Source organism: Phormidium sp. FACHB-592 (assembly GCF_014695795.1).
Taxonomy (GTDB): Bacteria; Cyanobacteriota; Cyanobacteriia; order Leptolyngbyales; family Leptolyngbyaceae; genus Stenomitos.
In genome coordinates, this window is the sequence record NZ_JACJOZ010000022.1 from 1 (window position 1) to 20,852 (window position 20,852).

The 20,852-nt window shown below is 50.1% G+C and carries 16 protein-coding genes and 1 tRNA gene; 4 read left to right on the top strand and 13 right to left on the bottom strand.

Annotated elements, in window-relative coordinates:
- Positions 1–309: 309 nt before the first annotated feature.
- Positions 310–873: a DUF981 domain-containing protein gene (locus tag H6F86_RS04145; protein ID WP_190446850.1), complete on the bottom strand. Its 564-nt coding sequence runs from the start codon at positions 871–873 to the stop codon at positions 310–312.
- Positions 874–1,112: 239 nt separating this feature from the next.
- Positions 1,113–1,487 (bottom strand): hypothetical protein, encoded by a 375-nt coding sequence (locus tag H6F86_RS04150; protein ID WP_190446851.1) that lies wholly within the window; start codon positions 1,485–1,487, stop codon positions 1,113–1,115.
- Positions 1,488–1,680: 193 nt separating this feature from the next.
- On the opposite strand from H6F86_RS04150, the gene H6F86_RS04155 reads away from it, so the two are divergent.
- Complete coding sequence (locus tag H6F86_RS04155) at positions 1,681–2,421, top strand: DUF429 domain-containing protein (RefSeq protein ID WP_190446852.1); 741 nt, start codon at positions 1,681–1,683, stop codon at positions 2,419–2,421.
- 307 nt (positions 2,422–2,728) lie between these two features.
- Here H6F86_RS04155 and H6F86_RS04160 read toward each other — a convergent pair whose 3' ends face one another.
- Complete coding sequence (locus tag H6F86_RS04160; RefSeq protein WP_190446853.1) at positions 2,729–3,898, bottom strand: alpha/beta fold hydrolase; 1,170 nt, start codon at positions 3,896–3,898, stop codon at positions 2,729–2,731.
- Positions 3,899–4,284: 386 nt separating this feature from the next.
- Positions 4,285–4,770, bottom strand: coding sequence for an allophycocyanin subunit alpha-B (apcD, locus tag H6F86_RS04165; RefSeq protein WP_190446854.1), 486 nt, complete (start codon positions 4,768–4,770; stop codon positions 4,285–4,287).
- Positions 4,771–5,123: 353 nt separating this feature from the next.
- Between apcD and rlmD the strand changes: the two genes are divergently transcribed.
- A complete protein-coding gene (gene rlmD, locus H6F86_RS04170) occupies positions 5,124–6,524 on the top strand; it encodes a 23S rRNA (uracil(1939)-C(5))-methyltransferase RlmD (RefSeq protein WP_347240082.1) in 1,401 nt (466 codons plus the stop codon).
- A 33-nt stretch (positions 6,525–6,557) separates the two neighbouring features.
- A complete protein-coding gene (gene lpxD, locus H6F86_RS04175) occupies positions 6,558–7,616 on the top strand; it encodes a UDP-3-O-(3-hydroxymyristoyl)glucosamine N-acyltransferase (RefSeq protein WP_190446855.1) in 1,059 nt (352 codons plus the stop codon).
- A 254-nt stretch (positions 7,617–7,870) separates the two neighbouring features.
- On the opposite strand, the gene H6F86_RS04180 is transcribed toward lpxD, so the two are convergent.
- Both H6F86_RS04180 and hemE read right to left on the bottom strand, forming a co-directional pair.
- Positions 7,871–8,827 (bottom strand): NAD(P)-dependent oxidoreductase, encoded by a 957-nt coding sequence (locus tag H6F86_RS04180; RefSeq protein ID WP_190446856.1) that lies wholly within the window; start codon positions 8,825–8,827, stop codon positions 7,871–7,873.
- A 5-nt stretch (positions 8,828–8,832) separates the two neighbouring features.
- Positions 8,833–9,897 (bottom strand): uroporphyrinogen decarboxylase, encoded by a 1,065-nt coding sequence (gene hemE / locus H6F86_RS04185; RefSeq protein ID WP_190446857.1) that lies wholly within the window; start codon positions 9,895–9,897, stop codon positions 8,833–8,835.
- 212 nt (positions 9,898–10,109) lie between these two features.
- Here hemE and H6F86_RS04190 point away from each other — a divergent pair.
- Positions 10,110–10,182 (top strand) — tRNA-Thr (locus H6F86_RS04190).
- 565 nt (positions 10,183–10,747) lie between these two features.
- On the opposite strand, the gene H6F86_RS04195 is transcribed toward H6F86_RS04190, so the two are convergent.
- From H6F86_RS04195 to H6F86_RS04225, 7 genes are all read right to left on the bottom strand, one after another.
- Complete coding sequence (locus H6F86_RS04195; RefSeq protein ID WP_190446858.1) at positions 10,748–11,023, bottom strand: GlsB/YeaQ/YmgE family stress response membrane protein; 276 nt, start codon at positions 11,021–11,023, stop codon at positions 10,748–10,750.
- 192 nt (positions 11,024–11,215) lie between these two features.
- Positions 11,216–11,725, bottom strand: coding sequence for a chemotaxis protein CheW (locus tag H6F86_RS04200; protein WP_199305041.1), 510 nt, complete (start codon positions 11,723–11,725; stop codon positions 11,216–11,218).
- Between the two features lie 16 nt (positions 11,726–11,741).
- Complete coding sequence (locus H6F86_RS04205; protein WP_190446859.1) at positions 11,742–15,290, bottom strand: hybrid sensor histidine kinase/response regulator; 3,549 nt, start codon at positions 15,288–15,290, stop codon at positions 11,742–11,744.
- A 155-nt stretch (positions 15,291–15,445) separates the two neighbouring features.
- A complete protein-coding gene (locus H6F86_RS04210; RefSeq protein WP_190446860.1) occupies positions 15,446–17,995 on the bottom strand; it encodes a methyl-accepting chemotaxis protein in 2,550 nt (849 codons plus the stop codon).
- Positions 17,996–18,054: 59 nt separating this feature from the next.
- Positions 18,055–18,621: a chemotaxis protein CheW gene (locus tag H6F86_RS04215; protein ID WP_190446861.1), complete on the bottom strand. Its 567-nt coding sequence runs from the start codon at positions 18,619–18,621 to the stop codon at positions 18,055–18,057.
- A 33-nt stretch (positions 18,622–18,654) separates the two neighbouring features.
- Complete coding sequence (locus tag H6F86_RS04220) at positions 18,655–19,020, bottom strand: response regulator (RefSeq protein ID WP_190446862.1); 366 nt, start codon at positions 19,018–19,020, stop codon at positions 18,655–18,657.
- Between the two features lie 107 nt (positions 19,021–19,127).
- A complete protein-coding gene (locus H6F86_RS04225; RefSeq protein WP_242033356.1) occupies positions 19,128–20,489 on the bottom strand; it encodes a response regulator in 1,362 nt (453 codons plus the stop codon).
- Between the last annotated feature and the right edge of the window lie 363 nt (positions 20,490–20,852).

Sequence of the window (20,852 nt, forward strand, 5' to 3'; positions counted from 1 at the left end):
CCTGAAAATCATGAAGGCATGGTTTATGTGGTCATGATTCGGTTGATGCTGAGGCGGTTAACAAACAACCGACGAACGAGGAACTTGAAACCTGCTTAACCAGCATTTACAAACACTTTCTTACGATGTGAAGATGCCTTCAAAGCTCATGTGAATAAGTTTTAGGGAAATTGGGATTGAGCGATCGCACTCAAGCTGCAATTGTTGCAGTTAAACGGGGGGCTGCCAATTTGTAAGCAAGCTCACCTAAGGTTTGCATCTGCATACCAATTACGCTTTTTCTCAGAGGTAGCAGTGATTCTACGACGACTACTTAGGCTGCCATGTCGAGAAGCTTGCAAGATGTCCCCAGTAAGCGCCCAAGCCAATAAATGCAAAGATGAGCGCTGCCACAAGTAACACAATGCTTCCAATCGTTCGCAAGAGCCGGTTTTCCTTGAGATGGAGGGCTGGTGCAGAAAAAACGCCTCCTAAGCCAACTAAAACAAACCCAACGCCTGTCAATAAAGGAGTTTTTGTTAATCCCAGGTTGATGATGCGAACGCCAATGAGCAGCGATACAAGCCCTGCAAAGAAGCCATAAACGCCCAGAGTAAAGAGATCCCAACCCATTGCCAGCGTGAGTGAAGTTGCGACAAAGAGAATGCCAAATAGGACAGTTGTTTCGCCGAAGGCAATATTGAAGCTGCCAATAATGGGCCAGGTCAACGTCATGTGTAAGCCAGTGACTAACGCGATCGCACCGACGACACCAAAGCCAGGCACCCAGCGTTTCTGATTTGCCTCACCCAGCCCAAAGTAGACATAGGCAGCTAACAGGGCGAGTCCAGCCGCTAAGTTAATGAGCATGAGTGTAAGGTAATCGACAAACATGAGACTGCCTCCAAATGAATGTTTAGTTTTACCGGAACTTAGACAACTGAAGCAAAATGCTTATTGCCTTTTTGTACGTCAGTTTAGGCTTCCTGAAGCCCTACAACAACAGCATCTATCCACTAACCTCAGAATCTTGCCAAGACTTCGCAACCCTATCACCTTCAAACGCTCATCAGGCTAACTTTGTAATGACTGTTTAACCTGTATCAGGTGCTGCCTTTATTCCCCAGTGATGCTCAAGAGCAGTCGCCGCCGCCACTATCACTGCCACAGCCACCACCGCCCCAACCACCATCGGTGCCGAAGTTAGGGCTTCCATCTGAATACCCGACCGTAGCATTGCTGTAGTCAACGGTTGCTCGATAACCAAGCTTGTGTAGCAGCAATTGCAGGCGATCCACAGAAGCCACTGCAATTACCCCAAACGTAATAAAAAGTGCGCTCAAAAAACTGATGCTGCTTACTTGTGGGTTTTGCTCCTTCATTAGTACAGCCATGATTGAGGCGCTGACAATGGCTAAAAGCGCATAGGTGCCCCAAAACTTAAGCGTTAAGAATGGAAAGAATGCAATCAGACTAATGATGAAAAAACTAGCGCCTAAGAATGTCAAGCTATCGAACTTCGGATTATCCCTATTCAGAAGAGCTATACCAATAACCAGAACCGCACTGACGAAAAACATGAAGAGCGCAGACTTAAGATGACTTGCTTTAGAATTCGGTTGGGTTTCTGAGTTCATATTGATTAACCTCGATCGCGCCCTTTCATCAAACGCTAGCCTTTATTCTCGCACAGACCTTTAAATGAAATTTTTGGGCATCGACTTGGGGTGGAGTTCCGGGGCAAGTGGGTTATGCTGCCTCGATTGGCAGGCTGGCAGGCTAGAACTGGTGGATTTGCGACGAGAGGACGACACCGCAGCCATTCTTGCCTGGGTGGATACCTGCATGGCACCCGATGAATCTGGCGTGATTGCGGTTGATGCGCCAACGCTGATCCCCAATGCAACCGGAATGCGGCTGTGCGATCGCCTCACGCACAAGCATTTTGGTCGCTACCATGCGGGTTCCTATCCTGCCAATTTGGGCTTGCCTTTTGCGGCGCGTACCGTTGCCTTTGGTTTGAGCTTGGAAGCAAAGGGATTCCACCATGCACCTGCGATCGCACCACAGCAGTCTGGGCGACACCAGATTGAGGTCTTTCCTCATCCCGCGATCGTTCATCTCTTTGGGCTAGAGCGAATCTTGAAATACAAAAAAGGCAAATTGGCAGACCGACGTGTGGAACTAGCTCGGCTACAGCAGTATCTGTGCGATCGACTTCCAACCTTTGAACCAGCACTCGATGTCAACCAAAGCAAATGCTTGCCAAACGAAATCCCGCTTAAAGGAACCGCTTTGAAAGCGTTGGAAGATCAACTGGATAGTCTGATGTGTGCTTACGTCGCCGCGCACTGGTGGTACTGGGGTTTAGAACGCAACCTCACCCTTGGCAACCTCGCCGAAGGCTACATCATTGTTCCAAACCTAGTTACAGCGTCCTAATCAGGCGAAGTAGAGCCGGGATAAGGCAGGAGGCAGAGGGCAGAAGGCAGAAAGAAAGAGGAATGAGGAATGTGGATTCCCTTCTACCTCCTGCTTCTACCTTAAGAGATTTCTGAGAGAGAATGTACCGCTTGTAGGGGGCAGGTTTTGCCAGAAGCTTGGCTCATAGCCGATCACGTTGGTATCAAACCTGCCCCTACGGGTCTTTTGTTTGCTAGAAATCGCCTTGAAAACTACAAGCTTGTCTCTCGTTCAAACAAGAACTGTTACATCGTTCAATAATCAACAACTAACAACTAACAACCTCCTAGCTCACTGGAGGCACCTGCGGCAATTCTGGGTCTTGATCTAAATTGCCCATGTTGGGAATATCGACCTCGCCCGTCGTTAGAAAGCGGAACGTTTCTTGATACAGGCTTTGCCAGAAGCGGTTGCTCATATTCTGGCTAACTTCTGTCGGGTCAACCATCGGATGTGGCACCAGATCCATAGCGCGATAGAGATAGTAGCGGTTGCCGTCCTGCTCTGCGCCCGTCTTTTCGTAAAAGTCTTGATTCGTTTGGACGTCTGCTGCATCTTCGTTTTCGGTCAGCACCATGAAAATGGGCACTTTTTTGAGCGAGTTGAGCGATGCAGGACTCATGACCACACCGCCGCCAAAGCGGTCGGCTGCCGTAAAGCAACCCACTGGAAACAGCAGATTTGGATCCCAGCCCATTTCCTTAATGTCGAGCGGACCCGTGAGGTTGACGTATTGCCGCCGTTGCTCGTCATATACTCTTAATAAAGGCGCATAGACTACAGCCTTCCGCACGCGATCGGGCTTTGCTGCCGCCAATGCCAACGCTACGGCTCCACCTACCGATAAACCCACGGTATACACCGCTCCAGGGATCGACGCGATATCTGCCAACCGAGCCTTTGCGTGGGTCAGGTACTCCAAATGGGACGAGGTGAAGTATTCATCGAAATCGGGATCATCGTAGGTTTCGATCGACTGCACAATATCCAACAGGCGTGGCTCGATGCTTACCAACCGCTTGACTAATGCAGCTTGCTGCAACGGGTTCGGCTGGGCGGCAACATTAGGATTGCTAGCAAGGTTAGCAAAGTAAGTCTGTAACACTGGATCTTGTGCCACTTTTGCCTTCAGCGGCACGGCAATTTCGGGCTTAAGGTCAACTTGCGCCCAGTTTTTAGCAGGATTAAGCAGCGAATGTCCAAAGATTGACGGCTGGTAGACATTGAACCCGTTTTGGAACAAGTAATCCGCCAAGCGCCACATTTGATGCGGTTTGGCGCTGAACCCATGAAACAGCATCACCGTACCGAGAATGGGTTTCCCAGGCTCATGAAATAAGTAGTAGGGATAAGCACCCTCGCGTCGATCGGGGTGGCTAGCAAGGCTGGTAATGTAAGCAGCGATCGCCTGCTTTGCCTGGTCAAGTTGCGTTGCTGTAGGGGTTACAGATGGCATTATGCAAAATACTCCTGGGGGCTAGACGGATAAACCGGGTTGCTTGAGAAACGCTAACGCTTCAGGCATAGACTCACGATCGAGTCCTTCATCAGGACAAACTACCCTTCGCCTTGACGTTAAGAAGCTAAAAGAAGCTAAGCGTTTGGAATGGGTATTGTGTTGCCTGCATAGTTACAACTACAAACCTCGCCCAGATTATTCCGCACATCAGAAGATATTGCAATTGCTGCACGCGACGCTTCCCATGTCCCATTAAACCGCTCTGCCATTTCCTACTAAAATTCCCCGCTCTCAGTAAATGCTCTGGCTCACAATTGCCAAAGCCTCCACTAACAGCGGGGAAGCTATTTTACGAACGGTTCTGTGCCCTGCTCTCTAGACGTTCAAGACATAGCTTGAATAATGTAATCAAAGTAGGGCATGGCTTCTGCCGCATCATCTGTCGAAAGTAGCTCTAGAGAAGCCGCTTTCAGGCAGCGAATGGCTTCTGCCATACCAGGAACAGGTACACCCAGAGCGTTGTACATTTCTCGTGCACCGACCAGACCGATCGCTTCGATCGGTTGCTTATCTCCTGCTAGAACACCATACGTCACCAGACGCAGGTACCAGCCATAATCACGCAGGCACAGGGCACGCTGCTTGTCGCCATAGGCATTGCCGCCAGGAGCGATAAAGTCTGGACGCTTTTTCCAAAGTTGCTTACTGGCTTGCTGCACAATTTTTTTCTCATTTTCCGATAGCGTTGCCGCAATGCGGGTACGCTGCTCGCCCGTTTGAAAAAATCCTTGCAAGCCCTGAAGCTCACCCGTGGTGGGATAACGCAGTTCATCGTCGGCTTGCAGAATGACTTGGCTAACTACACTCATAATTATGGTTGTGTCTCTGCGGATATCTCTTTGTAGTTTAACGACTCAAGGGGACACAGCGAAAGGGTAGAGAAAAAACCCTGAGCACAGTTTTACAATAGTTAACATTTGCGTTAGAGAAGAAGGAGCCGGAAGTGGGAGTGAAAAAGGCGATCGCGCCCTCTTTCATCCCCTTGGTTTCAGCAGAATAGTGCCGGTCTGTCGCCATCCACTCATCTAAAACTTCGTGCAACCCGCCTTGCTGAGAGAGTTGATAGTATGGAGGCTTACAGTAATTTTGAAGTATCGTTCACACCGAAGGCGACAGAACGTGTGGTCTTCATCATGCTGTGCCCCTTTTACAATGAGGTCGTGTGTCTTTAACTTCCCTGCCGTCTGAAGATAACTTAGCTGCACCAGTGGAACCTTGGCAGCAAGGACAGGTCGTTGACGTGACCATTACTGACCTGAGCGATAGCGGTGATGGTGTCGGTCGATCGCATGAGCGCGTAGTTTTTGTGCCCGACACGGTGACGGGCGATCGGGTGCGCGTACGACTGTTGCGTGTCAAGCCCCAGTATGCTCACGGCAAGCTGCTAGAGGTGCTGGAACCCTCGCCTCATCGCATTCGCGCTCGCTGCATCGTGGCAGACAAGTGTGGCGGCTGCCAGTGGCAGCACGTTGATTACCCCTACCAACTTGCTGCCAAACACAATCAGGTTGTGCAGACATTAGAACGCATTGGTAAGTTTAGCCAACCGTTAGTCTCTCCCATTCTGGCAGCAGAGGCAGATTTGGGCTATCGCAACAAGGCGACTTACCCACTGGCGCGATCGCAAGCGGGGCAAATTCAGGCAGGCTATTACCAGAAAGGCAGTCATCACATTGTTAACCTCAACCAGTGCCCGATTCAGGATGTCCGGCTGAATCCCCTTCTAGCAGAGGTAAAGCAAGACCTGTACGATCGTGGCTGGGGCATTTATGACGAAAAACTCCATCGGGGCAAGGTGCGCCATCTAGCACTCCGCATTGGGCGACGTACGGGTGAAATGCTGCTGACGCTGGTGGTGAAAGACAAGAACCTATCAGGACTTGAGGAACAGGCAGAGGCATGGCTGGCACGCTATTCCAAGCTTGCAGGTGTGTCGCTGAACGTAAACCCCGATCGCACCAATGCCATCTTTGGGCGCGAGACTGTTTGCGTTGCCGGACACCCCTACCTGCACGAAACCTTTGCGGGGTTGACCTTTCAACTGCGACCCGACACCTTCTTCCAGATCCACACCGAGCAGGCGGAAGCGTTACTGCAAACGATCATCGACGAGTTGCAACTGCAAGGGCATGAGCTGTTGCTGGATGCCTATTGTGGTATCGGGACATTTACCCTGCCGCTAGCAGCACGAGTTCGGCAGGCAATCGGGCTAGAGGTGCAGCCCGAAGCGGTTGAGCAAGCCAGACTTAGCGCCAGCTTGAACCAGTTAGAGAATGTCACCTTTATCGAAGGAGCCGTGGAAACGCTGCTGCCTCAATTGGATGCAAAACCTGATATTGTGCTGCTTGATCCGCCCCGCCGAGGCTGTGATGCTGCGGTGATTGAAGCACTTACTCAGTTGGCACCCGATCGCATTGTCTATATCAGTTGCAATCCTGCTACGCTTGCTCGTGACCTAAAACTTCTCTGCCAGGACAACCAATATCGGTTAGCGCGAGTCCAACCTGTCGACTTCTTTCCTCAAACACCTCATGTTGAGTGCGTCGCCTTTTTGGTACGGTAAGGGCGGTGGAGCGTGATGACGAGCGGGGGAAGGATGAAAATTAGTGAACTGATCGAGAAACTGAGTGCCATCATCGGTCAGCCGTTGCAGTCGGCAGTCAGTGAAGATGCGGAGCTGACGGGTGTTGCTGCGGTCGATGACGCGATCACAGGGCAAATTAGTTACATCGAAGGCGCAAAGTTTGCAGCACAGATCAAAACGACGGCTGCCAGTGCGCTCATTTTGCCCAAGGATGCAGCACTCCAGGCAGCAGCCAGTGATCGTAACATTGCCTGGATCGAAGCACCCGAACCACGGCTGATGTTTGCTCAGGCGATCGCGCTGTTTTACCAACCATTTCGTCTGGCACCATCGATTCACCCTAGCGCTGTGATTGATCCGTCAGTGCAACTGGGAGCGGATGTGGCGATCGGCGCTCATGTGGTACTTCAGGCAGGCGTGCGCGTTGGCGATCGAGTCTGCATTCACCCTAACGTAGTGGTCTATCCAGAGTCACAGCTTGGCGATCGTACGGTTCTCCATGCCAACAGTGTCATCCACGAACGGACCCAGATTGGTGCAGACTGTGTGATTCATGCGGGTGCAGTCATCGGCTCTGAAGGCTTTGGCTTCGTCCCAACTCGTGACGGCTGGTACAAAATGGAGCAGTCGGGCTACGTGGTCTTAGAAGATGGCGTAGAAGTTGGCTGTAACTCCACCGTTGATCGTCCGGCAGTCGGCGAAACCCGCATTGGACGCAGTACTAAACTGGATAATTTGGTGCATATTGGTCATGGTTGCCAGATTGGGCAAGCGTGCGCGATCGCCGCTCAGGTGGGTCTAGCAGGAGGGGTAGAAGTTGGCGATCGCGCAATTCTAGCTGGGCAAGTTGGCGCTGCAAACAACGCAAAGATTGGCGCAGGCGCGATCGCAACCTCCAAGACGGGCGTACACGGCACCGTTGATGCAGGGCAAGTTGTCTCTGGTTACCCCGCTGTTGATCACAAAATTTATCTTAAGTCTTCTGCCATCTACAGTCGCTTGCCGGAAATGTATCAGACCTTAAAGCGGTTGCAGCGACGGTTGGAAGGGGGCGATCGTCCGAAGTCATAAGACGCCACTTGTAGAAGCAAACCATGCAAAGCTCAAGAGCATGAGATGACCCAATAGAGCGCTAGCCATTAAGACTTACCAAGTCGAGCGTCATTCCATGTGACTAAGAACAGTTCACTGCCCTCTGTTCATCGCCCAGCACAGACACTGGATAGCAAATATTTCTCTAGCGAAGGTAACATCGCTCACTTTTATCTTTCCGGCTGGAGAAAGAGATAAAGTACATCCTGAGCTCTGTCCCTCCTACTGTTTAGCTAGCGCCTGCTAACACCACTCAGCTTCAAAACATCCATAAACGTAGCGCAGTAGGTCGGCAACCCAAACGTTTCTGGACTAACGACATGGCGATGGGTGAAGTGCCGATAATGCATGGAGAAACGATCCCAGTCTGCCATCTTGATGCGGAAGAGGGCGATGAAGAGATTTGCCAGCTTTGGTGTAAGAGGAATGCGAAAGTAAAGGCGCTTATTAAGGTAAAGGCAGGTTTCTTCGATCGCCTGATTCACTGTCACCATTTGATTGCCCAACACAAGCTGGCGACGTTCGCCCTCAGCAGGCGGATGATCAATTAAATGACGCACGATCTGAGCAATATCTTTGCCGTGGATAAAGTGAAAACTGCCCTCTGCCTTCAGGAATCGCAGTAGCCACGCCCAGTTAGCAACCTGTACAACGCCAGACGAAACGTGTGATTGCGGTTTGTTAGCATCACCACCTAGCAGGAGCGTGGGAAATAATGTGGTAATACAGGGTGCAATTTTGAGCTTAGGAAACTGTTGAAAGCAGGCGTACTTAGAGCGGATATAGTCTGTGCCGATGCTCTCCGCTTCTTTAAGCGGTTGATTATTGCGATCGAGAATGCTGGCAGTCGCAAAATAGATTGCTTGCTGGCACACCTCTGGGTCAAGCAGGCTCAGAAGGCGAAGCGTTTTCACCACATTGGTTTCGTAAACCTCCTGCGCCCCTCCCCATGCAGTCGCAATCAGCACAGCGCAGTCGATCGTCTTCAGCAAGTCACTGAACTGCTCGATATCGCGCAAATCTGCCTGTAAAATGTTGATACCAGGGCGAGCGTGATAGTCAAACTTCAGCTTCTCTGGATTTCGCACCAGCAAAAAAAGCTCGTGGTTAGTTTCCTGAATCAGAGCTTCAACTACATAGTGACCAATACAGCCACTTGCACCAGTCACAAAAATCCGCTTAAGCGTCATCGGGGTTAAGCATGAACGGCTAACAATTGATCAGCCTGTTTGCCAATTTCAAAGAAGAAGGCAGCATTTTCTTCAGGCGTGTTCGGTAGAATACCATGCCCTAGATTCAGGATGTGCTTTCTATTGCCAGCTTTACGGATTGTGTCAAGAATACGATCGCGGATAAAGTCCTTAGAGCCAAAGAGAACACCCGGATCAAGGTTACCCTGCACAATCATTTCTTTGCCTAATCTTGTCCGCGCATCTGCCATGTCCACCGTCCAATCAACGGTTAAAATGTCGGCTCCAGACTGCGCCATGCGCTCTAGCAGTCCGCCGCTCTCACTCACCAACAAAATCAGTGGCGTGTCAGGATGGGTTTCCTTAATCTGGCGAAAGACTTGCTGTTGATAGGGTAGCGCAAAGGTTTCGTAATCTTGAGGACTCAACTGCCCTGCCCACGAGTCAAACATTTGCACAACTTGTGCGCCACAGTCGATTTGGTAGCGGGCATAAACGGCGATCGCATCCGCTAACTTTGCCAGCAGTTGATGCAGAACCGTTGGGTTGGAAAACGCCATGTGCTTGATGATGGAGTAGGTTTTCGACCCTTTCCCCTCAACTGCATAGGCTGCCAGTGTCCAAGGTGCGCCTACAAAACCTAAGACAGTAGACTGGTTGCCCACTTCTGCCCGTAGCGCTTGCAAGATGGGCTTAATAAAGGGTAAGGAGGCTTCTGGTTCCAATGCATGTAGTGCATTAATCTGCGCTTCGGTACGAATAGGATCAGCGATGATTGGACCTTTGCCTTCAGCAATATCCATCTCAATGCCCAGACCAGGTAGAGGGGTTACAATGTCCGAAAACAAAATAACACCATCGGGACGAAAAGCTCTCCAGGGCTGCAACGAAATCTCGATCGCGACTTCGGGGATTTCTGAGCGCTCACGAAAGGATGGATACTTCTCTCGCAGGTCCCGATAGGCTTTCATGTAACGTCCTGCTTGCCGCATCATCCACACAGGCGGACGGTCTAACGCTTCGCCGCGAGCTGCTCGCAGCAAGTAGGGAACCTCGGTTAACCCGGTCATTTAAGCTTGTCCTAGCACTTTAGTTGCATTCGTTAGCTTATCATCCTGAGAACACCGTTTGGACGATCGTTCCGAGTTCTTAGTATGAAGTCGTCACAAGACATAGAACGAGCGAAAAGTACGACGGCTCAACGAGTGCTTTAGCAAATTAATCAGTAGGCACGATCGAGCATAACGCGACAGAGTTTGTTAGTATGTTTTACTGATGGTGTGCTGGTGTAGCTCAGTTGGTAGAGCAGCTGATTTGTAATCAGCCGGTCGCAAGTTCGAGTCTTGTCACCAGCTTATTGATTAATACGTTTGTACGTCGAAAGATCGTAATTCACAGCTTACTGCTGCTGTTAGTGCAATGAGGCATCCCGTGATCCCTCATTGCACTAAATGTTGTAGCCAAACGCAAGTGGAGCAATGAAACGCTGGTTTAAGCGGTCTGCCACCCTTATATAAGTCATTCTTCAGCTCTAGTGACTGAGGCTGAAGCATAGATTTGACTTATAGCCCAGGTAGAGACAACTAACGGACGATCGCTAATTTCTCCCTCAATGACCTTCAATTCTTAGTTAGCACAAAGCTCTGTCGAACGGTGGGAAGCCCCTATACATTCTCTATCGTAAGAGATGCCTGGTGCATTGCCTGACCCCTCTATGGAAAGACGCAAGCTTCTAACAACTCGCACTAAGCTCAAGGAGTGGACTGAAAAGTCCAAGCAAGATGTTCATTTACTGCTGACCCTTGTACGCTTAACAGCTACGGGGTCAGCGTTCCTGATGCTATACCTAGCTAAACAAAAGCCCCTGCTTGTGCAGGGGCTTCACCATTAGAGATTGAAAGTGATTCAAGAACTAAGCAATTAGTAGGAAGCACTCCGACGGGTCACAGCATAGTAGATGAACAGCGCTACAATCGCGCCCAGTACCGCTACTGCAATGCCACCAATGCTCAACCCAGCTGATGTTAACGCCAGTGTTCCAGTGGTCAAGAAGCTGAAAAGACTACCGCCGACGAACGCACCAACAATACCCAGAATCATGGTGCCCAAGATGCCGCCACCCTGATGCCCAGGAAAAAGAGCCTTTGCGATTGCGCCTGCAATTAAACCTAAAACGATCCAAGCCAAGATATTCATGATGTCAACTCCAGTTGAATAGTGGTCTGAAAAACCTTTGTCATGCTCTTAAGTTAACAGGCGACCTACAGTAGCTGTCCCTATCTAGAGCAGGATTCTATATCAAGCGGAAGGAAGAGAAATAGTCTCTAAAACCTCTGCCCTGAGTTGCAAGGAGAACAAATAAGAGTTGCTGTTAGTTGCCAACTATGTTTAAGCAATTTTAACAAGTGGTAAATCGAGATTTAAATCAAGTAAAAACAAGGTTAGTAAGCCTTCTGGCTCTGGAATAAGGGCAACATGACTAGCAATGCCCAGTGTATCGCTGTGGCGGTAAGACTCTGGCAAGAGCCGCAGCGTTGGTAAGGGAATGTCGATCAAGGTAGGAAGTAGTGCTACCGGGATGCCACGAAATTCATTAGCGGTATTGCGAACGACAACAAGATAGCCAGTTTGAGCTGTATCCATGTTGCTAGTTTGAAACAAGTGCCGCTCTAAATCGAACACAGTTACTTCGCGATCGCCCACATGGGCAATGCCAACACTATTTAAGCCACTGCTGTAAACAGGTGTCTGCTTCAGAATCTTATCAACCGATTCGATGCGAATTGCCAAATTGAGATGCCCAATTTTGCAGGCGATCGCTTTCAGGGTAGGCGCTGTCACGGTTGTCTTTGCTTGCCGAATGTCAGTCATAGACGCATTCACTGAATGATGATTCATGGTTAGTTCCTCTAATTCACGTTGCTACAGCCATTGCAGGTTGCTCAACAGGCTTTAAGATCTGGGTGAGCATCGCGAGAAATTCACGCTCAATATAGGGCTTGGTTGTATAGGTGCTGGCTCCCAGGTGCATGGCTAACTGTCGATGTTTATCACTGCCACGAGAGGTCAACATAGCAACTGGGATGGCTGAAAGCGAGGCATCTTGACGGCGCTGAGTGAGAAATTCAAAGCCGTTCATGTTCGGCATTTCAATGTCGCAAATAACCAGTTGAATGGTTGTATTTTGCTGAAGTTGCTCGATCGCCTCCCGACCATCGCGCGCTTGCAAAACCCGATAGCCTGCTTTCTGCAACGTCAATGCCAGGGTTTGGCGCAGTGCAATCGAGTCATCCACAATCAAGAGTGTGGGTGTTTTGGCTGAGACAAGAGTGGGCTTCGGCTCGGTAGCGCCTGTACGAGACGTTACCGTGGGCAAAGCGGTAGACGACGGAGCAGGACTGGTCAGCTGAGTGCTAGCGGTAATTTGACTAAACAAGGCAACACCGTCAATCACAGGAACCAGGCTTCCATCGCCTAAAATAGTGCAGCCGTAGATATAGCTTGGTGGTGCGATCGCGGCTCCAAAGGGTTTGATGACCAACTCTTGCTCTGTCACCAAGCGATCGATTTCGAGCGCTAGCATTTGATCACCCTGACGCAGCAGGAGTAGCGGGGCTGCCCACGTCTCTGGTGTTGGCACAGCTACTAACGCTTGATTAGGAAGGCTTTCGGGTAAGGGATAGGCGTAATCTAACAAACCAGATAAGGGTTGTACTGGCACGAGTTGATTACGCCAATGGAGAAACGATTGTCCATTGGACTGTTTAATTTGATCAGCTTTGGGAATCAAGATCTCTTCGATACTGTCGGATGGCAACGCTACGGCTGTTGCCCCAACTAGACAAACCAGTAGCTTGGCGATCGTGAGCGTGAGTGGAATCCGCAGCGTAAACGTGGTTCCTTGTCCAGGCTCAGAAGCGACAGTGACAGTACCCTTAAGTGCTTGCAGTTGAGCACATACCACATTTAACCCAACGCCCCGACCGGATAAATCACTGACCTCGCTAGCAGTAGAAAAGCCTGGTTCAAAAAGCAAATTCAAAAGACGGTCATTGGACATACCAGCAGCTTGTTTTGCTGTGAAGTAGCCCATTGCGATCGCCTGCTGACGAATCTTTTCCAGGTTAATACCGCGTCCATCATCCCGAATCTCAATGATGGTTTGGCTTCCACGGTGGTAGGCTCGAATCTCGATCCGACCTTGTTCTAGCTTGCCCTGTTGCAACCGTATTTCAGGCGGCTCAATACCATGATCAAATGCATTGCGGAGCAAGTGCAGTAAAGGATCCTGGAGTTTTTCTAGTACCGCCTTGTCAATTAAAACACCAGTACCACTTAGCTTTAGATTAGTTGGTTTGCCATGTTTGGTCGCTAAATCGCGCAAGGTGCGTGGAAACCGATTGAGTACTTCGCTAAGAGGCAGCATTCTTGCCCACATCAGGTCATCACGTAAGTGATTAAGTTTCTGACGTTGTCCTTCTAACGTTTGATTGGATTGACCGCTCAACAGCACAATGTCACCAACCGTTTCCTCCAATTGGGCAATTTCTTCCAATGTGGCTTGCAGAAGTAGATGGAGGTCGCTGTAGCTATCGAGTTCGAGTGAATCAAAGTCTGCGGAATAAAACCCACGCTGTTGGCTAGTAGGCTGAGTGGTTAACTGTGCTGTGCCGTTAGTCACGCCAGTTGTAATACCATTTCTCGCTTGAGAGCGACTCCAGGAGCTGTGACGATCGGGCGCTATCAACATTTGATCGGATAGATCGCGCAACTGAGTTCCCATAGACTGAAACTTGGCAAACCGACGCAACAATTCCTGAACCGCCGTTTGTAGCTGTTCGTTTTGCAGTGATAGTCCGTTACGGTTAATGGCAAGCTCGCCAACGAGGTTATTCATCCGCTCCAGGCGATCGAGATTCACCCGTACAGAAAGCTGATTGACGGCTTCTGAGGGTGCGGTTGCCCCTGCTGCTGGCTTCTGATACTGCTTGTAATTCGCTGGAATCGAACTGGCGGCTGCGATCTCCGTCTTTACAGGACTGGCGGCAGGCGACATAGAGAGGGGTGGGATTGCCTCAACTGTTGGCAAGTGATCGAAGTCTTGTGTAATTGATTCCATCAAAGCTTGAACACGATCGCCTTTGGTCTGAGATATTGCCTCAGATTCTGGTTGCAGCTCTCCTACTACTGGTAGAACTGGATCAGCACTTTCACCAACTGCTAAATCACCAAAAATAGCATCAAGCGCGAGTACGGCAGCAAGTGGATCAGTTAAATGATTTGGCTCCGCTGTAACAGAGGGTAGCTCGATTGGCGCGATCGCCTGATTTTCAAGCCCGTGATCAACAAACATCTGCTCTATGAGCGCCGTAGGCATCACTGGGAGAGCTTTCCCATTCAGTGCATCGGCATCAAGTTCATTAACCCCGAAAGAGTCTAGAAAAGCGAATTCGGTTGCAACTGGAGCATCACTCCAAACATCATCTAAGGTAGCGCCTGCTGTAATGGAGTCAGTACCGGGCTTGGTAACGGCTGTCTCGCCCCAAAGCTCATCCAGCATTGACAAGGTAGCCATGTCTTCTAGCCCAGCATCTAAAGCAATGTCGTCTAAAGCAGCATCTGAAACAAGATTGAGATCTTCAAGGACTGTAAGCGATGGATGCGTTGAGATGGGAGCCACGATCGCAAACTGGGTCAGGGCGGGGGATGGTGCTCCGCCTTGAGTGCGATCGCCTGCCAATACCTCTAGTTGGGCAACCTGAAAATCTGCCAATGCCAGTGGAGCAATGTCCAACGCTCGATCAGGATGGGCTGCTAGCGCTGCCAAAACGGTTGTAGCGATCGAGCCAAAGCCCGGTAGGGTCAATAGTTCTGCAATGCCTGCAAACACTTCTGCCTGAGCGTGAAGTTCGGCTGCCATCTCATTATTTTGACGACGAGCTAACACCCGTTTCATGCGTTCCATGCCCTCCGCCACATCCACCTCAAAAATGGATGCAGCAATATCCACCCCTAACTCAATGGAGCTAGGTAGGTTGGCACTGGCTCCCAAAAAGTTGTGCAGTTGTGCTTCAAGCTGAGCAAAGACAGGTTCTGCAAGGGCGATCGTTTGTTCGGCATCAGGTTCTTCTCCCGTAGCAATGGCTTCTAACAGCGGCAGGCGGAGACAGTCATACGCTTGTAGTAAACCGCTTTCGAGTGCGTCATCAATCTCCAACTCATCGTGGTGTAACGCTTTGAAGATATCTTCAAGACGGTGAGCCACCATTTTGATCGTTTCCAGCTCAACACAGGAAGCACCCCCTTTGATGGAATGAGCAGCCCGCATCATGTTGTGTATCTTTGCTGTGCTGCGCTCTTGCCTGAGGGTTAGCAGTTCTGTTTCGATTACTTGCAGTAGCTCAGGCGCTTCCTGAATGAAAAACTGGTACGCCTGATCGCGAATATCAGAGTCGATCGCCATAATCTTGCGGGGAATGAAGGGAAGAACGGGCTGGGAGTGGGGAGTAGGGCGTAGGGAGTAAGCTTCGACGTGAGTGCTCAGCCGAACGGGAGTAGGAAAAGGGCGTAGACAATTCCTCAGTCTTTACGCCCTAAACTGTTTGGCAACTCAAGCCTTTAGTTCACTTTGAACTGACCCACGTTAGCTTGTAGCGCTTGAGCTACTGCCAAGAGGTCTTTGAACGAAGTGGATACCTCAGCGGCTCCGGTGGATGTTTTGTTAGCGCTGGCTGCAACATCGTTCATCGTTTGGGACACGGCTTCAGATGCCTGAGACTGGGTTACGGTTGCCTGAGCGATCGCTTCCACCAGGGCACTAATCTGGGCACTGGCAGCAGTGATTTTGTTCAGACTCTGCCGTGTTTCATCCACCAGCTTGGTTCCAGTCACAACCTGCTCTGTACCTGCTTCCATCGCAGCAACCACATCATTGGTTTCTGTTTGAATGTCAGCAACTAGCTTTTCAATATCGGCAGTGGCTGCGGCAGATTGACGTGCCAGCGATCGCACCTCATCAGCAACGACTGCAAAACCACGACCTTCTTCACCAGCACGCGCAGCTTCAATGGATGCATTCAACGCCAGAAGGTTGGTCTGAGCAGCAAACGAACCAATGAGGTTCACGACTTTAGAAATCTTCTGGGACGATTCACCCAACCGCTTCACCTTCTTAGACGTTTCTGCCACTGTTTCTCGGATAGCGATGATGCCATCAACAGTGCGGTTCATAGCGGCATCGCCCTCTTCTACCGTTTTAGCCGCTTGTTGTACGGTTGCTTCGGCTTGCTCAGCGTTAGCAGCAACGGCTTGAATGGAGAGAGACATTTCCTGAATGCGATCGAGCGCAATCGTAATTTCCTTTACCTGCTGCAACGCTTCGCTCGATAGCACTTGTACCGAATCTTCACTGCTTCCCGCCGTTGCCGCTACTTGCTGGGCGGCTGCCTGTACCTGGGTCACAATTTTCCGCAAGCTGCCAACTGTAGCGTTGTAAGAGTCGGCGATCGTCCCGATTTCATCTTCTGTCACTTTGGCGCGAGTTGTCAGGTCACCTCTACTCACTGGGTCAACTTCAATAAGCAATTCCATGGCGCGTTTTTGGAGTGCTTCCTTGCCTTGCCGTTGTTGGATAGCCTCTTGTCCCCGTAGTTCTTCCTGATAGCGGGCTGCTTCCAGGTTGGTTTCAATACTGACCGTCATCTGATTCAATTCGCGGGCAAGAATGCCAATCTCGTCTTGACGTTCCGTTGCTTCTAGCCGTACACCTGAATTTCCTTCTCCCACCTGTTGGGCAAAGCGAGCCAAACGCTTCAACGGACGCGAGAACGTGCCAGCAACGCCAACCGCAAACAAACCTGCTAATGCCAGAGAGCCAACACCAATACCATGACCAATCAACTGCTGCTTCTGCAATACCTGATTAACTTTGTTCTCAGGGTCGCCAACATACAAAATACCGATCGGCTTAGCTTGGGCTGGGTTTAGCGTTCGGCGATGGTCGTATAACGGCTTGTAGAGCGTGAGGTAGGTATCGCCAACAATGTTTGCCCGACCCGTAAAGGTCTTTCCTTGAGTAAGCACCTGATCTGCGACTTCTCGTGAAGCACGAGTGCCAATGGCACGGGTACTTTTATCGCTATAAGGCACATTGGTATTGACGCGCCAATCTTGAGCAAACAGGGTAGCAGTGGCAACACCAGCAGTCTGTTTAACGCGATCCACTACACCAAAGTCACGATTCAAAACTCGACCGACAATCGCACTACCAACAACGCGCCCCTTCACTGATAAGGGGTGAACCGCCATCGCAACCAAACCGATCTTGCCCTGGTCAATGTCGTAGGTGCCTTCTGGTGCAGGCTGCTTAGCTTCTGCCAAGCCTTTTGTGTCTTGCGATCGCACATTAATTGCGGCTTGCTCTGCCAGCCCTAGACGTTTGAGTTGGTCGCTCTTTAACAGCTCTACGCCATCTAGCAGTTTGTTGCGGCTCAGCGCCTCTTTGAAGATGGGTAGATCAGCGAGTGATGCTCCGACTGGCACTGTCACGGGGCGGAAAGTCGCTGGTGCTGGAGCACTACCGTCTTTGGGCAAGGCTGGATAGCTAGCAAAATTCTCTGCCAGAATTTGGTTGTTTTGAGCAATGACTCGCCCTTGGGCGTCAGTCAACACAATAAAGCTTTGTTGCTCCCCCGCTTCCAGGATGTTTGCATCAGCGATGAAGTATTGCAGCCGCGATCGATTAGCAGCAACCTCCTTAGGATTGCTCAAATCAATGGCGGCTGTTTCCACCAGGTGACCGATCGTATTTGCATCAACTTTACTGTCTTCTTGAGCGCTACGGATGCCCTCATCCAACGTATCCATACCGCGTTGCAACCCTACTTGCAACCCATCAATCAGGTCATTCTGAGCAATCCGACCGATACCCTCTGTCACAATTACGGCAGGCACTGCCGCCGCCGCTACCAGCAGCAACGTCAGTTTTAGCCGAATACTAAGGTTATCCCAACTTTGATTGAACTGCCGCCACCAAACAGCGGGCACCTTAGCATTTGGTGATACCTCTGCTGACTCTAGTGGCTGAGGCTGGGAGGTGAGGAGTGAGTCATCTAACGATGTTGGCACTTTGCCATTAGAAGCAGAGGGAGTTGGGCGTTGATCTAGCATGAGCTGTTGTCCTTAAAATTCAGTGATGGTAGAGAGGCTGTCTTGAAGTTTTAGTTGGGCTAGTTGGAGAAAGATTGAACGATCGCATCACCCTCTAAAACCAGAGCAAGTTCTGCCTGAGCGTTCAACCAGTGACCCCGTAGAAATGGTGCTAAAGCGGGTGAAATTGCAGAGGCAGGAGGCGATTGAATTAAATCTGGATTACACCATTCCATGTCTTCTACTCGGTGAACCACCAAGCCCAGCATTTTTCCAGCCTGAATTTGGCTGCTAGTTTGTCGGGTCGTTGCTGAAGGGTGAATCACGACAGCCGTGTAAGTGGAACCGCTCAATGCCTGCTGGTACAAGGGTGTTAATCCGATCAAATGACCCAAATCCACCATCCACAAAATCTCGCCGCGCCAGTTGTGCACACCCATCACACAGGCGGGCAAATGTGGAATTGGGATAATCTGCTCGATCGCAATGGTTAGCACTTCGGTCAATTGGTTCACAGGCAATAATGCTGTAGTGGCTAGTTCCAGATGAAACCGTAAAAACTGTTGACCCACACCTTTAGTTGTTTCGTCAGGCTGGATGAGCGGATCGAGAAAGCGGGTTGTTTCGAGTAGAGACTCAGGTAGCATGGTTATCCTTAGAGCACCAAATACAGGGTTGCTTTAGCCTTTAACTAATTGCTTAACTGTGCGAACGAGTTCTTCCTGGTCGATCGGTTTTGTGATGTAAGCATCGGCTCCTTGCTTCATGCCCCAAAACTTGTCCATGTCAGTGCTTTTAGTTGAACACATCACAACCGGAATCTTGTTAGTAAGAGCATCAGCTTTTAACTCACGGCAAAGCTCAAAACCACTGCAACCTGGCAAAACCACATCCAAAATAATGACATCTGGCTTAATATTGCCAACTTTGGTTAATGCCTCTTCACCACTACTAGCTGTCGCAACATTGAAACCACCCCGTTGCAGGCAAGCGGTGAGAATCTCCATCTCGGTCGAAGAATCTTCAACAACTAAAACAGTACTCATGGAATTTATCCCCTTAAAAGACTAGCGACCGCGCTTAAACCGACGACATCAACCTGAAACACACAACCAACCGAAACAAAGCCGAAACACAACGCGGAATCACACGACTAACCAACTATCAGAGAACTGTTTTGCTGCAAGTGCTTGAGGTGCTTGTGAGCCACCGCCAACACGGTTTCAGCATTCACTGGTTTGCCAAGAAAATCAGACGCGCCGACCATCTTGGCACGCACTCGATCGACGATGCCGTCATTGCCCGTAAGGATGATGATCGGCGTATCGCGGAAAGCAGACACCTTCCGCAACTGGCTACAAATTTCATAGCCATTGGTGTTTGGCATCACCAGATCGAGAAAGATCAGATCGGGTTTGCGGATTAACAGCGTGGCGATCGCCCGTAGCGAGTCCTGCACCCCTATAAAGCGGTACCCAGACTGAGTGAGGATTGTTTCCATCACGCGGCAAACAGCTGGACTATCATCCACACAAGCAACCAGCAAGCCTTCCATTGCCGTTGTAGAGGTACCCACCGTAGAAATTGGTGTCGCGGCAGTCGGGAGACCCGCAAACGGTACAGGAGAATCAGAAACATCTACAAGTTTGACAAAGCCAGCTTGAATGTAGGGTAAGAGAGAACGGGTAACCTCTGCGACATCGCGTTGCCGCTTAACAGCTAAATCTCTCAGCGTGCGCTTACCGTTTAATAAGGTCGCGAGGGTTTGATACGAAACTGCCGAGATTTGCTGCTGTAGTCGCTCTGGCTGTTGAATGATGGGCGCTTGATTGGGTGAGCGATCGACAACCTTTGCTTGCTGCCAGAGTTGCCATTTTTGTTGCACGTCGGCAATCAGCCTTTCAGCATCAAACAAGATTAAGGGCGTAAAAACAGAATTGCTCGACTCAACCAAATAGATAATTTCATTTGCCTGAGTGACATCAAATAGCACCTCAGAAACAATTGACCAGACCACCTTCGAGGCTTGCTCACGGGTAATTTTTTGTTGAGCCACCCAAGAGCACAATGCCTGATACTCCCAACAAACCTTCATGGCTTCTATCGCAGGGCTAGCAAGATCGCTCATGGATTTGAACTGAGCGACATCGAGTTGGGGGCAGTAAGCGGTTAGATTTCGCATCCACCGTCTCACTGGATGGGTTCCGCCAGTAGCATACAAAATACGACCTAGGTAAAAGTAAAACGTCCAGACACTTCCCAAGGGGCTTTTTAGCGACAGTTGCCCACTAAAACGAATAGTCCTCAAGCCATCAAAAAATTGAACCTGCTTTGAAGCATTAAATTCGGTAATGGAAATGTGATCTGGAGATGTTTTACCGTTAGCCATACTCGTTCCTTCTTGTCGGAAATCTTGCTGCTGGTGCTGCGATGACAACTGACCCGTGCTCTGCTGCTGTTGCTGCCTGGTTAAACCTGTTACAGTGCTTGTTATTGCGGGGGTGGATGTAGCCATGATTTCAATCACACGCCTTGAAATGGGGTATTGAGGCGCTTGATTACAAAAGTAGACGGACAAGGTGAGGAACTCGGAAAGACGGACAAGGTTATTCGCCTTTGGGTATGATTCGAGCCGTTCCTAAAAAAGGGATGCCAGAACTAAACACCACCCAGAGTTCCCAGGTTCTTCGGCAACCAGTGAAGATGGCACCTTTCTTCGTTACAGCTTGAGGCTGTTTGGGCACCTTTAGAAGGTTGCAGCCCATCTTGCAGCCCTCACAAAAGTGCGCTGATACTAAGGGTCAGTTTCATGAACTGCCTTTGTTGCTGCCTATGTGATGATTGTTGCGGACGATCGCTCTCAGGGTTCATGCAACGG

Excerpts from the sequence above, each read along its gene's own strand:
- H6F86_RS04145 (WP_190446850.1), bottom strand. The coding sequence starts at position 873 with ATGTTTGTCGATTACCTTACACTCATGCTCATTAACTTAGCGGCTGGA.
- H6F86_RS04155 (WP_190446852.1), top strand. The coding sequence starts at position 1,681 with ATGAAATTTTTGGGCATCGACTTGGGGTGGAGTTCCGGGGCAAGTGGG.
- H6F86_RS04160 (WP_190446853.1), bottom strand. The coding sequence starts at position 3,898 with ATGCCATCTGTAACCCCTACAGCAACGCAACTTGACCAGGCAAAGCAG.
- apcD (WP_190446854.1), bottom strand. The coding sequence starts at position 4,770 with ATGAGTGTAGTTAGCCAAGTCATTCTGCAAGCCGACGATGAACTGCGT.
- lpxD (WP_190446855.1), top strand. The coding sequence starts at position 6,558 with ATGAAAATTAGTGAACTGATCGAGAAACTGAGTGCCATCATCGGTCAG.
- H6F86_RS04180 (WP_190446856.1), bottom strand. The coding sequence starts at position 8,827 with ATGACGCTTAAGCGGATTTTTGTGACTGGTGCAAGTGGCTGTATTGGT.
- hemE (WP_190446857.1), bottom strand. The coding sequence starts at position 9,897 with ATGACCGGGTTAACCGAGGTTCCCTACTTGCTGCGAGCAGCTCGCGGC.
- H6F86_RS04195 (WP_190446858.1), bottom strand. The coding sequence starts at position 11,023 with ATGAATATCTTGGCTTGGATCGTTTTAGGTTTAATTGCAGGCGCAATC.
- H6F86_RS04200 (WP_199305041.1), bottom strand. The coding sequence starts at position 11,725 with ATGAATCATCATTCAGTGAATGCGTCTATGACTGACATTCGGCAAGCA.
- H6F86_RS04205 (WP_190446859.1), bottom strand. The coding sequence starts at position 15,290 with ATGGCGATCGACTCTGATATTCGCGATCAGGCGTACCAGTTTTTCATT.
- H6F86_RS04210 (WP_190446860.1), bottom strand. The coding sequence starts at position 17,995 with ATGCTAGATCAACGCCCAACTCCCTCTGCTTCTAATGGCAAAGTGCCA.
- H6F86_RS04215 (WP_190446861.1), bottom strand. The coding sequence starts at position 18,621 with ATGCTACCTGAGTCTCTACTCGAAACAACCCGCTTTCTCGATCCGCTC.
- H6F86_RS04220 (WP_190446862.1), bottom strand. The coding sequence starts at position 19,020 with ATGAGTACTGTTTTAGTTGTTGAAGATTCTTCGACCGAGATGGAGATT.
- H6F86_RS04225 (WP_242033356.1), bottom strand. The coding sequence starts at position 20,489 with ATGGCTACATCCACCCCCGCAATAACAAGCACTGTAACAGGTTTAACC.